13 protein-coding genes are annotated in these 14,159 nt (G+C 69.1%); 5 read left to right on the forward strand and 8 right to left on the reverse strand.

Annotation, left to right across the window (positions count from 1 at the left end; genetic code table 11):
- Window positions 1-114: 114 nt before the first annotated feature.
- Window positions 115-2,007, reverse strand: coding sequence for a translational GTPase TypA (gene typA / locus ACFV9G_RS20700; protein ID WP_378729421.1), 1,893 nt, complete (start codon window positions 2,005-2,007; stop codon window positions 115-117).
- 99 nt (window positions 2,008-2,106) lie between these two features.
- On the opposite strand from typA, the gene ACFV9G_RS20705 reads away from it, so the two are divergent.
- On the forward strand, window positions 2,107-3,402 hold the full coding sequence (locus ACFV9G_RS20705; protein WP_378729422.1) for a M4 family metallopeptidase: 1,296 nt from the start codon (window positions 2,107-2,109) through the stop codon (window positions 3,400-3,402).
- Between the two features lie 3 nt (window positions 3,403-3,405).
- On the opposite strand, the gene ACFV9G_RS20710 is transcribed toward ACFV9G_RS20705, so the two are convergent.
- Window positions 3,406-4,095 (reverse strand): aspartate/glutamate racemase family protein, encoded by a 690-nt coding sequence (locus ACFV9G_RS20710; RefSeq protein WP_378729423.1) that lies wholly within the window; start codon window positions 4,093-4,095, stop codon window positions 3,406-3,408.
- Window positions 4,096-4,165: 70 nt separating this feature from the next.
- Window positions 4,166-4,909 carry an SDR family NAD(P)-dependent oxidoreductase gene (locus ACFV9G_RS20715; protein WP_378729424.1) on the reverse strand — a complete coding sequence of 248 codons (744 nt, stop codon included), beginning with the start codon at window positions 4,907-4,909 and terminating at the stop codon, window positions 4,166-4,168.
- Window positions 4,910-5,055: 146 nt separating this feature from the next.
- Here ACFV9G_RS20715 and mshA point away from each other — a divergent pair, with 146 nt between their 5' ends.
- A complete protein-coding gene (mshA, locus tag ACFV9G_RS20720) occupies window positions 5,056-6,312 on the forward strand; it encodes a D-inositol-3-phosphate glycosyltransferase (RefSeq protein WP_378729425.1) in 1,257 nt (418 codons plus the stop codon).
- Window positions 6,309-6,821 carry a YbjN domain-containing protein gene (locus ACFV9G_RS20725; protein WP_378729426.1) on the forward strand — a complete coding sequence of 171 codons (513 nt, stop codon included), beginning with the start codon at window positions 6,309-6,311 and terminating at the stop codon, window positions 6,819-6,821. Before mshA ends, ACFV9G_RS20725 begins: the two co-directional genes overlap by 4 nt.
- On the opposite strand, the gene ACFV9G_RS20730 is transcribed toward ACFV9G_RS20725, so the two are convergent.
- Both ACFV9G_RS20730 and ACFV9G_RS20735 read right to left on the reverse strand, forming a co-directional pair.
- The gene (locus ACFV9G_RS20730; RefSeq protein WP_378729427.1) at window positions 6,822-7,724 is read right to left on the reverse strand and encodes a DMT family transporter; all 903 of its coding nucleotides are present in this window, start codon (window positions 7,722-7,724) and stop codon (window positions 6,822-6,824) included.
- A 181-nt stretch (window positions 7,725-7,905) separates the two neighbouring features.
- Entirely contained in the window at window positions 7,906-8,889 is a 984-nt protein-coding gene (locus ACFV9G_RS20735) for a GlxA family transcriptional regulator (RefSeq protein ID WP_378729428.1), read from the reverse strand.
- 71 nt (window positions 8,890-8,960) lie between these two features.
- Here ACFV9G_RS20735 and ACFV9G_RS20740 point away from each other — a divergent pair, with 71 nt between their 5' ends.
- Window positions 8,961-10,274 (forward strand): MFS transporter, encoded by a 1,314-nt coding sequence (locus tag ACFV9G_RS20740; protein ID WP_378729429.1) that lies wholly within the window; start codon window positions 8,961-8,963, stop codon window positions 10,272-10,274.
- 93 nt (window positions 10,275-10,367) lie between these two features.
- Here ACFV9G_RS20740 and ACFV9G_RS20745 read toward each other — a convergent pair whose 3' ends face one another.
- The 3 genes from ACFV9G_RS20745 to ACFV9G_RS20755 form a co-directional block, all read right to left on the reverse strand.
- Window positions 10,368-11,447 (reverse strand): hypothetical protein, encoded by a 1,080-nt coding sequence (locus ACFV9G_RS20745; RefSeq protein WP_378729430.1) that lies wholly within the window; start codon window positions 11,445-11,447, stop codon window positions 10,368-10,370.
- 76 nt (window positions 11,448-11,523) lie between these two features.
- Window positions 11,524-12,201: a response regulator gene (locus ACFV9G_RS20750; RefSeq protein WP_378729431.1), complete on the reverse strand. Its 678-nt coding sequence runs from the start codon at window positions 12,199-12,201 to the stop codon at window positions 11,524-11,526.
- Entirely contained in the window at window positions 12,198-13,355 is a 1,158-nt protein-coding gene (locus ACFV9G_RS20755; RefSeq protein ID WP_378729432.1) for a sensor histidine kinase, read from the reverse strand. The genes ACFV9G_RS20750 and ACFV9G_RS20755 overlap by 4 nt, the downstream gene beginning before the upstream one ends.
- 120 nt (window positions 13,356-13,475) lie before the next feature.
- Here ACFV9G_RS20755 and phoU point away from each other — a divergent pair, with 120 nt between their 5' ends.
- Window positions 13,476-14,126: a phosphate signaling complex protein PhoU gene (phoU, locus tag ACFV9G_RS20760; RefSeq protein ID WP_378729433.1), complete on the forward strand. Its 651-nt coding sequence runs from the start codon at window positions 13,476-13,478 to the stop codon at window positions 14,124-14,126.
- Window positions 14,127-14,159: the final 33 nt, after the last annotated feature.

A 14,159-nucleotide genomic window follows, 5' to 3' on the forward strand; every position in this document is an offset into this window, starting at 1 on the left:
CTGGGTCGCGATCTCGGCCTCCACATGCGTACGCCTCATGGGGGAAGTGTCGCAGGCAGATCGCAACGAAACGGCCGCCGACCCCAGGGGTCGGCGGCCGTCAGGAGAAGCCGGTCAGGACTTGTTGGCCTTGCGCGCCCGGCTCGCGATCTTGGCGCGGTCGTTCTGGTCGAGGATGACCTTGCGGATTCGGACCTGCTCGGGGGTGACCTCGACGCACTCGTCCTCGCGGCAGAACTCCAGGCACTGCTCGAGGGAGAGCTTCTTCGGCGGGATCAGCTTCTCGAAGTTGTCGGAGGTGGCGGAGCGGACGTTGGTCTGCTGCTTCTCCTTGGTGATGTTGACGTCCATGTCGTCCTGGCGGGAGTTCTCGCCGACGATCATGCCCTCGTAGACCTCGGTGGTCGGCTCGACGAACATGACACCGCGCTCCTGGAGCGAGGTCATCGCGTAAGCCGTGGCCGCGCCCGCCCGGTCGGCGACCAGCGAGCCGTTGTTGCGCGAGCGGATCTCCCCGGCCCAGCGGTCATAGCCCTCGGAGATGTGGTGGGCGATGCCGGTGCCGCGGGTCTCGGTGAGGAACTCGGTGCGGAAGCCGATCAGGCCGCGCGCCGGCACGATGAACTCCATGCGCACCCAGCCGGTGCCGTGGTTGGTCATGCCTTCCATGCGGCCCTTGCGGTTGGCGAGCAGCTCGGTGATCGTGCCGAGGAACTCCTCCGGGGCGTCGATGGTGAGGCGCTCGAACGGCTCGTGGAGCTTGCCGTCGATCTCGCGGGTGACCACCTGCGGCTTGCCGACGGTCAGCTCGTAGCCCTCGCGACGCATCTGCTCGACCAGGATCGCCAGCGCCAGCTCGCCACGGCCCTGGACCTCCCAGGCGTCGGGACGCTCGGTGTTGAGGATCCTCAGCGAGACGTTGCCGACGAGCTCGGAGTCGAGGCGGTCCTTGACCAGGCGCGCGGTCACCTTGCCGCCCTTGACCTTGCCGACCAGCGGCGAGGTGTTGGTGCCGATCGTCATCGAGATGGCGGGCTCGTCCACGTGGATCAGCGGCAGCGCGACCGGGTTCTCCGGGTCGGCGAGGGTCTCGCCGATGGTGATCTCGGGGATGCCCGCGACGGCGACGATGTCGCCCGGGCCGGCCTGCTCGCCGGGCTTGCGCTCGAGTCCCTCGGTGATGAGGAGCTCGGTGATGCGTACGTTCTTCGTCTCGCCGTTGCGCTGCATCCAGGCGACGTTCTGGCCCTTCTTCAGGGTGCCCTGGTGGATGCGGACCAGCGCGAGGCGGCCCAGGAACGGGGAGGCGTCGAGGTTGGTGACGTGAGCCTGCAGCGGCGCGCCGGCCTCGTAGGTCGGGGCCGGGATGGTCTCCATGATCGTGGAGAAGAGCGGCTCGAGGTCCTTGGAGTCGGGCAGGGTGCCGTTCTCCGGCTGCTCCAGGCTCGCCACGCCGGCCTTGCCGGAGGCGTAGATCACCGGGAAGTCGAGGGCGTCCTGGCTGTGGGAGTCGTCGAGCAGGTCCATGAACAGCTCGTACGTCTCGTCGACGACCTCCTCGATGCGGGCGTCGGGGCGGTCGACCTTGTTGACCACCAGCACGACGGGCATGTCCGCGTTGAGCGCCTTGCGCAGCACGAAGCGGGTCTGGGGAAGGGGCCCTTCGCTCGCGTCCACCAGGAGCACGATCCCGTCGACCATCGACAGGCCGCGCTCGACCTCACCACCGAAGTCGGCGTGGCCGGGGGTGTCGATGATGTTGATCGTCATCCCCTCGGGCGCGCTCGGCCCGTTGTAGTGGATGGCGGTGTTCTTCGCGAGGATGGTGATGCCCTTCTCGCGCTCCAGGTCACCGGAGTCCATGACGCGGTCCTCGACCGATTCCATGGCGTGCTCGGAGAAAGCACCGGCCTGCTTGAGCATGGCGTCGACCAGCGTGGTCTTGCCGTGGTCGACGTGCGCAACGATGGCGACGTTGCGGAGATTGGCCTTGAGGATCTCGGACATGTGCGAAGCGGCTCGATTTCTGGCGCGGGACGGGACATCTGATCTTATCCGCCGTGACCTCCTTGACCCGCATCCGGAGATGACGGTTGGCTGAGGGCCATGACTTCTCGGAAACACGTCTGCCAGATCGTGCCTCCATATCTCATGCAGCGGCTCAACGCCGGCCGCCTCGACCAGGACAACGCATTTCGAGCCGCTCGGACCGAGCACCTGACCAGGGTTCTCGCCCAGGGCTCCGCTCCGGAAGCCGGCGCGACCGCCGCCGAGGCCGGGGACTGGACGGTCTACACCGCGAACAACGGCACCGACCTGCCCGGGGAGAAGGTCCGCGCCGCGGGCGACCCGGAATCGGGCGACGAGAGCGTCGACGAGGCCGCGGCCGGCATCACCGGCTCGCTGGCGCTCTTCGAGGAGGTCTACGGCCGCGACTCCTACGACGGCCGGGGCATCGAGGTCGTGATGACCGTCCACTACGACCGCGACTACGCCAACGCCTTCTGGGACGGCACCCAGCTGGTCTTCGGTGACGGTGACGGCGAGATCTTCCAGCGGTTCACCAAGGCCGTCGACGTGATCGGCCACGAGCTCTCCCACGCGGTCACCGAGCACACAGCCGGACTCGTCTACCAGGGCCAGCCCGGCGCGCTCAACGAGTCGATGTCGGACGTGTTCGGCTCCTGCCTCAAGCAGCGCCTGCTCGGCCAGAGCGCCGAGGAGGCCGACTGGGTCATCGGCGCAGGCCTGTTCACCGAGTCGGTCCAGGGGGTCGGGCTGCGGCACATGCTCGAGCCCGGGACCGCCTACGACGACCCCACCCTGGGCAAGGACCCGCAGCCGGCCCACATGGACGACATCTACGACGGCGCCGACGACAACGGCGGCGTCCACATCAACTCCGGCATCCCCAACCGAGCCTTCGCCCTCGCCGCCCAGGCGATCGGCGGCAGCTCGTGGGAGGGCGCCGGCAAGATCTGGTACGCGGCGCTGACCAACGGCGCCGTCACCACCGAGACCGACTTCGCCGGGTTCGCCGCGGCCACCGTCGCCGAGGCCGGCGACCAGGCCGAGGCGGTCACCACTGCCTGGTCCGAGGTCGGGGTCACCCCGGCGTCAGGCACCCCCGCGCCCGACGGTGAGGCGCCGACGCTGGTGAAGGTCCGCCGCAGCGGCGGTTTCCTGGGACGTACCAAGGAGGGGTCGGCCGAGCTCGCGCCCTCGGCCGCGCAGGTGGCCACCGTGCGCAACCTGGTCGCCGGCGGCGCCGCTCCTTCGAAGCCGAAGGGGGCCGACCGCTACATCTACGAGTTCGAGGTCGACGGCCGGACCGTCGTCGTGCACGAGGGCGACATGAGCGCTGAGCTGCGCGCCGTCGCCAACGAGCTGCTGGAGAGCTGAGCCTCAGGAGAGGGCGCGGTCGAGCGCGGCCTCGACGTGCACGGTGATCGCGTCGAGGATGGGTACGTCGACATCGCTGGGCCGCACCAGGAGGCTGAGCTCGGAGGCGCCGAGGATCACACCGTCGGAGCCCGCGTCCCACAGCTCGTGGACGACCTCGAGGACCCGCTTGCGGGAGCCCGCCACCACGTTCCGGTGGACGAGCTCCTCGTAGAGGATCGAGTCGAGCATCTCCACGTGGAGGGTGTCGGGCAGGTTCACGTCGACGCCGTGGTCGGAGATGCGCTGGGCGAAGAAGTCGTTCTCCACGGTGTAGCGGGAGGCGAGGAACCCGGCCTTGGTGATGCCGAGCTCCTTGGCCTTCGCGGCGAGCTCGTCGGCCAGGTGCAGCACGGGTACGTCGACAGCGGCCGCCACCTCGTCGTAGACCTTGTGGAAGGTGGTGGTGCACAGCAGGATGAAGTCGGCACCGCCGGCCACCACGCTGCGGGCCGCGGCGGTCAGGATCTCGGCGACCTGGTCCCAGGACTCCTTCTCCTGAAGGGCCGTCAGCTCGGCCAGGTCGACGGAGGCCAGCACGATCTTGGCGGAGTGGAGACCGCCGAGCCGCTCCTGGACACCCTTGTTGAGTCCCTCGTAGTAAGCGGCGGTGCTTTCCCAGCTCATGCCGCCGATGAGTCCGATCGTCTGCACGTCATCGAGTGTGACACCGTCGGAGGCTGCGTACGGAATCCTCGGCGCCCCTGACCAGCGCAGATATCGGTCAGCTCTCGCGGTGCACCTTGTGAGGAGCGGCCTGGGCGCGCGGCTTGATCACCAGCTCGTCGATGTTGACGTGAGCCGGGCGGGTGGCCATCCAGACGATCGCGTCGGCGACGTCCTCGGCGATCAGCGGGTCCGCGACGCCGTGGTAGACCTTGTCGGCCGCTGCCTGGTCGCCGCCGAGGCGCACGAGCGAGAACTCCTCGGTCTGGACCATGCCCGGTGCGATCTCCATGATCCGCACCGGCTTGTCGACGATCTCCAGGCGCAGCGCCTCGGTGACCGCACGGGTGCCGAACTTGGCCGCGTTGTAGCCCGCGCCGCCCTCGTAGGCACGCCGGCCGGCGATCGAGCCGACGTTGATGACCGCGCCTGCTCCCGAGGCGATCAGGGCCGGGAGCAGCGCCTTGGTCACCCGGGTCAGGCCGATCACGTTGACCTCGAACATCGCCTGCCACTTGGTCAGGTCGGCCTCGGCCACCTGGTCCACGCCGAAGGCGCCGCCGGCGTTGTTGACCAGCAGGTCGAGACGGTCCCCGACCGCCTCGACGAGAGCGGCGACGGAGTCGTCGGAGGTGACGTCGGTCGCGATCGCGGTGCCGCCGATCTCCTCGGCCAGCGCCTCGATCCGGTCGGCGCGGCGAGCGGCGAGGAAGACGTGGTAGCCCTCCTTGGCGAGCTGGCGGGCGGTGGCGGCGCCGATCCCGCTCGAGGCGCCGGTGACGACAGCATTCTTGGACGACATGGAGCCATTCTCTCGTCGCTCGCTCGACTTTGCCCACCGGGTCCCACGATCAAAGACGTTTCACGCGGGTTCGCGCGACCGGGAATGATCGACGAGGTCCGCGTGTTGTGAGACGGGACTACAGGCGTACACACAAAGGGGCAGGAATGATCCACCGCGTAGCGATGGTCAGTCTGCACACCTCTCCGCTCGACCAGCCCGGCACCGGTGACGCCGGCGGCATGAACGTCTACGTGCTCGAGCTCTCCCGGCGGTTGGCCACCCAGGGCATCGCGGTGGATATCTTCACGCGCGCGACCTCGTCGCGCCTGCCGCAGGTCGTGGAGGCGTACGACGGGGTGGCGGTCCACCACGTCCATGCCGGTCCGTTCGAGGGGCTGGCCAAGGGTGACCTGCCCGGGCAGCTGTGCACGTTCGCGCGTGAGGTGCTCCGCGCGGAGGCGTCCAACCCGCCGGGCTACTTCGACGCCGTGCACTCCCACTACTGGCTCTCCGGCCAGGTCGGGGCGCTCTCCCGCGACCGCTGGGGTGTGCCGCTGGTGCACTCGATGCACACCATGGCCAAGGTCAAGAACGAGGCGCTCGCCGAGGGCGACTGTCCCGAGCCGGGGGCCCGCGTGATCGGCGAGGAGCAGGTCGTCGAGGCCTCCGACATGCTGATCGCCAACACCGACCTCGAGGCCAAGCAGCTGATCAACATGTACGACGCGGATCCGGGCCGTGTCGCCGTCGTGCATCCCGGGGTCGACCTGCGGGTCTTCCGTCCGCGCGGGCGGGCCGCGGCGCGTGCCGCGCTCGGGCTCCCCGCCCGGGCTCATGTGCTCCTCTTCGCCGGTCGCATCCAGCCGCTCAAGGCTCCGGATGTGCTGTTGCGGGCGGCCGCGGTCATGCTCGCCCGCGACCCGTCGCTGCGCCGCAACCTCGTCGTCCCGATCGTCGGCGGTCCCTCCGGCTCCGGTCTCGAGCACCCGACCGGGCTGGCCGATCTGGCTGCTGAGCTGGGGATATCCGACGTGGTCCGGTTCGTCCCGCCGGTGCGCCAGGACGAGCTCGCGCTCTGGTACTCGGCCGCCTCCGTCGTCGCCGTCCCCTCCTACAACGAGTCGTTCGGACTGGTCGCCGTCGAGGCCCAGGCCTGCGGCACGCCCGTGGTCGCGGCCGCGGTCGGCGGTCTGACCACGGCGGTGCGCCACGGCCGTAGCGGTCTCCTGGTCGATGGGCACGACCCGGCGCAGTGGGCCGACGCGCTCACCAACGCCGTCTCGTCCCACTCGCGCTGGTCGGCGCTGGCCGACGGCGCCCGCGAACACGCCCAGGACTTCTCCTGGGATCTCACCGCACGCAATACGCTCGAGGTCTATGAAGAGGCCAAGATGCTGATGCGTGAGGAGCTGACGGCATGACGGGTGATTCCCGAGCGGATCTGGAAGAGGTCGTACGCGGCTGGCTGAAGTCCAACGACCTGACCTGGGACGAGACGTCGCAGCCGTCGGGCGACCTGATCTTCTCGTTCGCGCTCCCGGGCGAGCGGAAGCTGCAGACGCCCGTCCGGCTCGACCTGGGACAGCATGCGTTGGGCGTGCACGCCTTCGTCTGCCGCCGGCCCGACGAGAACTTCGAGACCGTCTACCGCTGGCTGCTCGAGCGCAACCTGCGGCTCTACGGGGTCGCGTTCGGACTGGACCGGCTCGGCGACATCTACCTCGACGGCCGGCTTCCGCTGGCCATGGTCGACCCCGACGAGCTCGACCGGCTGCTCGGCTCCGTCCTGACGTACGCGGACGAGTCCTTCAACACCATCCTCGAGCTCGGCTTCGCCTCCTCGATCCGCAAGGAGTGGGAGTGGCGCAAGCTGCGCGGTGAGTCCACCGCCAACCTCGAGGCGTTCCGGGGATGGCTCGAGAAGGAATGATCAGCGCGGCTGGCGGCGGGTGATCAGCACACCCGCGATGCACATCGCGCCACCGATGAAGGCGAGCGCCGGCGGCACCTCGTCGAGCACCAGCCACGCCATCAGCGCGGTGATGAACGGCACCAGGAACGTCGACTGCGCGAACTTGCCGGCATCGGAGTGGGAGAGGGCGTAAGCCCAGGTCACGAAGGCCAAGGCGCTCGGGAAGAGGCCGAGGTAGACGATCCAGCCGATGTTGCCGACGCTGATGTCGGGGATCGTGGTAGCCAGCTCGAACGACCACGGCAGGCAGATGACGAGGCCGGCGACGGCGTACCAGAACGTCAGCAGGAGCGCGCCCATCGTCGGCAGCAGCTTCTTCTGGGTCAGGACCCCGACCGCGAAGGTGAGCGCCGCGACGACCGAGAGGGCGACGCCGATCCAGTCGCCGGTGTCACCGTTGGCCGAGGCGCGCCCGATGACGACGACCCCGGCGAAGCCGACACCGGTGCCGATCAGGATCCACCGGTGGATCGTCTCCTTGAGCACGAGGCCGGCCAGCAGCGCCACCACGATCGGTCCGACCTGCACGATCAGTGCCGCGGTGGCGGCGTCGATGCGTCGCTCCGACTCGTTGAGCGCGAGGTTGTAGATCCCCAGCCACGAGGCGCCGCCGAGCGCGATCAGCGGCCACTCGCGCCTGGACGGCAGCCGGAACCCACCCTTCAGCGCGAGGTAGGCGCCGAGCGCCGCCACCATCACGATCAGCCGGCCCAGCGACAGGCTTCCCGGAGGGACGGTGTCGCCCAGGTGACGGATCCCCACGAACGCCGATGCCCACAGGACCAGCGTGATCCCGCAAGCCACGAGTGGCTTCCAGAGCGGTGTGGTCGTGGAGGTGGCCGGGTCGATCGTCGTCGTCACGGTAAAAGGCTAAAGACAGGTACGTCTAGGAGCGAGCGGATATCGGCCAACGATGTTCGACATCCCGCCATCTCGATCCTGCCGAGACGTCGCCCCCGTCGGCCGAGAGGTCGCTGGCGTCGGCCGAAGCGTCACGCGGCTGCCCACTCGGCCGTCCGGAGTGACGCCTCGGCCGGGGTGGTCAGCCGCGGAAGGTGCGACGGTAAGCGGTGGGGGTGATGCCGAGGGCGGCGTGGAAGTGGAGGCGGAGGGACTGGGCGGTGTTGAGGCCGCAGCGGGTGGCGATCTGCTCCATGCTCAGGTCGGTGGTCTCGAGGAGGGTGCGGGCGAGCTCGATCCGCTGGCGCTGCAGCCAGCGGCCGGGGGAGTCGCCGGTCTCGTCGCGGAACCGCCGGGTGAAGGTGCGTACGGACATCGAGACCTGGGCCGCCATCGCCTCCAGGCTGAGGGGCTGGTCGAGATGGGCGAGGGCCCAGGCGGTCGCCGCCGAGATGCCGGTGTCGCCGGGGGCAGGCGCGTGATGCCGAATGAACTGCGCCTGCCCGCCGTCGCGGTGGGGAGGTACGACCGTCACGCGGGCGACGCGGTTGGCGACCGCGGCGCCGTAGTCGCTGCGTACGACATGCAGACAGAGGTCCAGTCCGGAGGCCACGCCGGCGGAGGTGAGGATGTCGCCGTCGTCGACGAAGAGTACGTCAGGGTCCAGCTTGACCTGCGGAAACAGGGCCCGGAAGTCGTCGGTGTGCGCCCAGTGGGTGGTCGCCGGTCGGCCGTCGAGAAGTCCTGCGGCGGCGAGCGCGAAGGCGCCGGTGCAGATCGACATGATCCGGGTGCCGGGGCGGATCATGTCGAGCGCCTCCTTCAATGGCGCCGTCAGCACGCCGTCCGACACGGTTTCGTCGTACGCTCCGAACTTCGGGATCACCACCGTGTCCGCCTCCGCGAGTGCCTCTGGTCCGTGCGGCGCGAGCACGACGACGTCCGAGTCCGACTGCACCGGTCCCGGACCGCCGGTGGTGCAGGTGACGACCTCGTAGAGCAGCCGGTCCTCTCTGTCGCGAGCCTTGCCGAAGATCCGGTGCGGGATGCCGATCTCGAACGGGATGAACCCGTCCTGGATCAGCACCGCGACCCGATGCGGAGAAGACACCCGAACATCGCCCATGGCTGGATCTTACCGATAGATGTCAATCAGGCCACTGTCGGTGGGGGCGCGCACGCGAAAGGATCACCCCCATGACCCAGACGACGACCCCGCCGCCTGCCGGCCGCACGTTCGCGCGCCGCCCCCGCATCCACCCCGCCTGGTGGGTGGCCGTCATCGCGTTCGTGACCATCGTCGGAGCTGCCGCCTTCACCGCGGCACCGGGCCTCCTGGTCGGTCCGCTGCACGAGGAGTTCGGCTGGTCGCGCGGCACGATCGGCGTCGGGATCACGCTGCAGCTCGCGCTCTACGGTCTGACCGCCCCGTTCGCCGCCGCTCTGATGGACCGCTTCGGAATCCGCCCGGTGGTCGCCGTCGCGCTCACCATGATCACCCTCGGCTCGCTCGGCACCGTCTGGATGAGCCAGTCGTGGCAGTTCGTCCTCGGCTGGGGCGTCCTGGTCGGCGGTGGCAGCGGCTGCATGGCGCTCGCCTTCGGGGCGACGATCACCACCCGCTGGTTCGACAAGCGGCAGGGCCTGGTCAGCGGTCTGCTGACCGCCGGCGGCGCCTCGGGACAGCTGATCTTCCTGCCGGTGCTTGCGGTGCTCATCGGGGAGCTCGGCTGGCGGGCAGCCTCGGTCACCATCGCCCTGGTCGCCGCCGCGGTGATCCCGTTCGTGCTCCTGCTGCTCCGCGACTACCCGGCGGACATCGGCCTGGCGCCCTACGGCGCCTCGCAGATCGTGCCGCGGCCCGCGCCCGCGACCGGCGCCGCGCTCCGGACCGTGCGAGTGCTCGGGATGGCGATGCGTACCAAGGCCTTCTGGCTCCTTGCCGGTGCCTTCGCGATCTGCGGGATCACCACGAACGGCCTGATCAGGACCCATTTCGTGCCCGCGGCGCACGACCACGGGATGGCCACGGTCGCGGCCGCCTCGCTGCTCGCCGTGATCGGGATCTTCGATGTCGCCGGCACGATCTTCTCCGGCTGGCTCACCGACCGCTTCAACCCGGTCGTGCTGCTCGGCGTCTACTACTCGCTGCGCGGGATCTCGCTGATCTTCCTGCCGATGCTGCTCTCGTCCGAGGTGCACCTGCCGATGGTGTTCTTCATCGTCTTCTACGGCCTCGACTGGGTCGCCACCGTGCCCCCGACGCTCGCCCTGTGCCGTGAGGTCTGGCCCGAGGACGCCCCGATCGTCTTCGGCTGGGTCCTCGCCTCCCACCAGGTCGGGGCCGGCCTGGTCGCCTGGGTCGGCGGCGTCGTACGTGACACCACCGGGTCCTACGACCTGGTCTGGTACGCAGCCGGCGCCCTGTGCGCCGCCGCCGCGCTGATGTCGCTAGTCGTGCCACGAGGTGCGTTGGATGCTCACCGAGGTAGCTCGGTCGAGGCTCACTGACCTCGCGGAGCTCGGTGAAAGGAGCGACCGCGAGACGTCTCCCGCCAAGAGACGGCCCGATTCGTACGCGCGGGCTACAGGGCTACGGCAAGGTCATCGCAGCACGAGCACTTCTTGCGTCAGCTCCTGCGTGGAGCCCTGCGGGGAGGCGGAAACCGTCACCGGCTCGTCCAGTTCGGGCGCAGGGACCGCGACGGAGACGACCTGTGCCCCGGTCGTCCCTTCCGGGATCGTCACCGTCGTGGGAAGTGAGTAGCGCGGACTGCTGCTCGAGAGGCGTACGACGAAGTTCCGCGGTGCCGGGTATCTCGTGTACACACCGACTTGCAGCTGACGCATGCCGACATCCGGAGCCACGCCCTCCACAGAGAGAAGGGAGAGCCCGGGGTAGAACTGGATGTCACCGAGGATCTTTCCCGACCCCTTGAGACGAACCGACGCGAACTGCGGGTGAGCTGAGGTGCCGAACGAGATGGGAAACTGGGCCGAGGACCGCTTCGCCGGCACGGTCACGCTGGTCGGCACGTGGAAGAACGACGGGACCTGATTGCTACCGCTGGCAGGGTCGAGCTCCAGGTAGACGGTCTTGGGCACGTCCAGGACGCAGGTCAGGCTCACAGTTCCCGAAGCCGCCGCTCCGGCGTACACGAGGTGCGGGGTGATGATCGCCTTCACGTTGCACGCCTCGGCACTGGCTCTGATCAGCGGCGTCGAGGCGACCCACCGCGATGTGCGTTCCAGCCGTGCCTGAACCTTCGCCCGCACTGTGGTCGGCCTGTAGTTCGTATGGAGCGTGAACGTCGCCGTGCGGTGCCTTGCCTTGACGGTGACGAACGCCGCGCTCGGGTAGATGCTGGGTTCATGATCGGACTTGAGGAAGACGTTCTTCCGGCTGCGCGGCGCACAGGTGAGCAGCACTGTCATTCGTGTCGAGGTGCCGCTCACGATCGTCGTCTGCGCCGCTGTGACGCTCTTGATCCTGGGGGCGCATGCGGCCTCGGCGGAAGACGTGGTCGATACGACCGAACCGATCGGCACGAGAAGCCCCACGAGCGAGAACATGAGCAGGAGGGCCGACCGTCGCATCGCCGCGTACCTTTCATCCGGCACCGCGGGAATGCGGACTGCCGACGGCATGCTAAGCAGCACGATCCGCCCGTGAACATGGCCCATTCGAGCTATGCAAAGAACGACGTGGGAGTCCCGAGGTCACCTGGTGACCTCAGAACTCCCGCGTCCCGTGGGCTCGTCAGAGGTCGAGCTTGTAGCCCAGACCGCGCACGGTGACCAGGAACTTCGGCTCGGACGGGTCCGGCTCGAGCTTGGCGCGCAGGCGCTTGACGTGTACGTCCAGGGTCTTGGTGTCGCCGACGTAGTCGGAGCCCCAGACGCGGTCGATGAGCTGGCCGCGGGTGAGGACGCGGCCGGGGTTGCGCAGGAACATCTCGAGGAGCTCGAACTCCTTGAGGGGCAGCCGCTGCTCGGAACCGTCGACGGTCACGACGTGGCGCTCCACGTCCATCCGGACCGGACCGGCCTCGAGGGTGGCCGGGGCTGCGTCGGGCTCGGTGCCGCGTCGCAGCACGGCGCGGATGCGGGCGACGAGCTCGCGCGGGGAGTAGGGCTTGGTGACGTAGTCGTCGGCACCGAGCTCGAGGCCGACGACCTTGTCGACCTCGTCGTCCTTGGCGGTGACCATGATGACCGGGACCGATGAGGTGGCCCGGATCTGCCGGCACACCTCCGTGCCGGAGAGGCCGGGAAGCATCAGGTCGAGCAGCACGATGTCTGCCCCGTTGCGGTCGAACTCCTTCAGGGCGTCGGTGCCGTCCTCGGCGACGGCGACCTCGAAGCCCTCCTTGCGGAGCACGTAGGACAGCGCCTCGCTGTAGCTGGCTTCATCTTCGACGACGAGTACCCGGGTCACGGGCGTTCCTCCTTGCTTGTGCCGGACTGCCCGGCAGTTGGTAGGTGCTGGGGCAGGGTGAGGGTGAAGGTGGAACCCTGACCCTCCTGCGACCAGACCTTGACCTCGCCACCATGCGTGGCGGCGACGTGCTTGACGATCGACAGGCCGAGCCCGGTGCCGCCGGTGGAGCGGTGGCGGGCCGGGTCGACGCGGTAGAAGCGCTCGAAGATCCGGTCGATCTCCGTGGACGGGATCCCGATGCCCTGGTCGACCACGGAGATCTCGACGGAGCCGTCGGTCGCGCGGGTCGAGACGGTCACGGTCGAGCCGGGGTCGGAGTAGGCGACCGCGTTGGAGACCAGGTTGGTGACCGCGGTCGAGACCTGCTCGTCGTTGCCGAAGACGTGCAGCCCGGCGGTGCCGGCGCTGACCACGTTGATGCCCTTCGCGCTGGCGTCGACGGTCGAGCTGTCGACGGCGGCCGCGATGACCTTGTCGACGTCGACCGCCACCGGTGCCTCCAGGGGCTCGTCGCCCTGCAGCCGGGACAGCTCGATGATCTGCTGGACGAGCTCGGTCAGGCGCTCGGACTCGGTGATCATCCGGTGGGAGAAGCGGCGTACGGCCTCCGGGTCGTCGGAGGCCTCGGTGACCGCATCGGCGAGCACCCTGATCGCGCCGACCGGCGTCTTGAGCTCATGGCTGACGTTGGCGACGAAGTCGCGGCGTACGGCCTCCACGCGGCGCTCGCGGGTGCGGTCCTCGACCAGGGCGAGGGCCAGGCGCGTGCCGAGCGGGGCGACGCGGGCGGTGACGTGCCGCGAGGCCCCGTTGGCGCGCGAGATGACCAGCTCGGTCTCCCGGATCTGGCCGTCACGGCGCACACCGTGGACGAGCTCGGAGAGCTCCGGCGAGACCAGCGAGGTGCCGCGCACCAGGCCCAGGGCGTACGCCGGAGCGCTGGCCTTGAGCACCGTGTCGTGCTCGTCGACGACGACCGCGCTGCTGCGCAGGACCGAGAGGACCGCGGCCACCTCGGAGGGAACCTTCGGCGGCTCGACCTCCGGGATCCGGCGACGCGAACGCTCGCTCATCGCCCACGCAAGCACCGCCGCTCCGGCGACGACAGCGCCGAGGAGAGCAGCAAGAAAGGCCTGCGTCGTCGAGTCCACACGATCAGGGTAAGCCCATCAAACACCCAAACTTCACCTCTGGACGCCTCCGCGCCGAACGTTCACCGTCGGTTCACTCGGGATGAAGATCAGTACATCTCGTGTGTCTAGGATCGGCCCATGCGCGCTGCTTTCCATGAGGACCTCGATGCCATCTTCACCGATCTCACCAACGTCTGTGAGCTGGTGTCGGTGGCCGTACGCGACGCCACCACCGCTCTCCTCGAGGCCCGCAACGACCTCGCCGAGCAGGTGATCGACAAGGACGTAGAGATCGACGACGCCCGCGAGCGCATCGAGGAGAACGCCCTCGAGCTGCTCGGTCTGCAGTCGCCGGTCGCCGGCGATCTCCGCGTCGTCGTCGCCGCGCTGCGGATGATCTCGGACCTCGAGCGGATGGGCGACCTCTCCGTCCATGTCGCCAAGATCGCCAGGCTGCGTACGCCGAACAAGGCCGTCCCCGAGCTGGCCCAGCCGACCATCGCCAAGATGGCCGAGATCGCCCAGCAGATGGTCGAGCGCACCTGCGAGATCCTCCGCACGCGAGACGTCTCCGCTGCCGCGGACCTGGTCGCCGACGACGACGAGATGGACCTGCTGCGGCGCAAGTCGTTCGCCGAGCTGCTGGGCCAGGACTGGACCCACGGCGTCGAGCCCGCGGTCGACGTGGCCCTCCTGGGTCGCTACTACGAGCGCATCGCCGACCACGCCGTCACGGTGGCCAACCGGGTCGTCTTCGTGGTGACCGGCGAGACCCCCGCCGACTCCTGACCGAAAAGCCCGCAGGGCCGGCTCGTCGTGACG

It is taken from the genome of Nocardioides sp. NPDC059952, assembly GCF_042730435.1.
Lineage (GTDB): Bacteria > Actinomycetota > Actinomycetes > Propionibacteriales > Nocardioidaceae > Nocardioides.

Bases quoted from the DNA above. Each gene is read 5' to 3' on its own strand.
- mshA (WP_378729425.1), top strand. From the start codon at position 5,056: ATGATCCACCGCGTAGCGATGGTCAGTCTGCACACCTCTCCGCTCGAC.
- ACFV9G_RS20705 (WP_378729422.1), top strand. From the start codon at position 2,107: ATGACTTCTCGGAAACACGTCTGCCAGATCGTGCCTCCATATCTCATG.
- phoU (WP_378729433.1), top strand. From the start codon at position 13,476: ATGCGCGCTGCTTTCCATGAGGACCTCGATGCCATCTTCACCGATCTC.
- ACFV9G_RS20745 (WP_378729430.1), bottom strand. From the start codon at position 11,447: ATGGGCCATGTTCACGGGCGGATCGTGCTGCTTAGCATGCCGTCGGCA.
- ACFV9G_RS20725 (WP_378729426.1), top strand. From the start codon at position 6,309: ATGACGGGTGATTCCCGAGCGGATCTGGAAGAGGTCGTACGCGGCTGG.
- typA (WP_378729421.1), bottom strand. From the start codon at position 2,007: ATGTCCGAGATCCTCAAGGCCAATCTCCGCAACGTCGCCATCGTTGCG.
- ACFV9G_RS20740 (WP_378729429.1), top strand. From the start codon at position 8,961: ATGACCCAGACGACGACCCCGCCGCCTGCCGGCCGCACGTTCGCGCGC.
- ACFV9G_RS20735 (WP_378729428.1), bottom strand. From the start codon at position 8,889: ATGGGCGATGTTCGGGTGTCTTCTCCGCATCGGGTCGCGGTGCTGATC.
- ACFV9G_RS20715 (WP_378729424.1), bottom strand. From the start codon at position 4,909: ATGTCGTCCAAGAATGCTGTCGTCACCGGCGCCTCGAGCGGGATCGGC.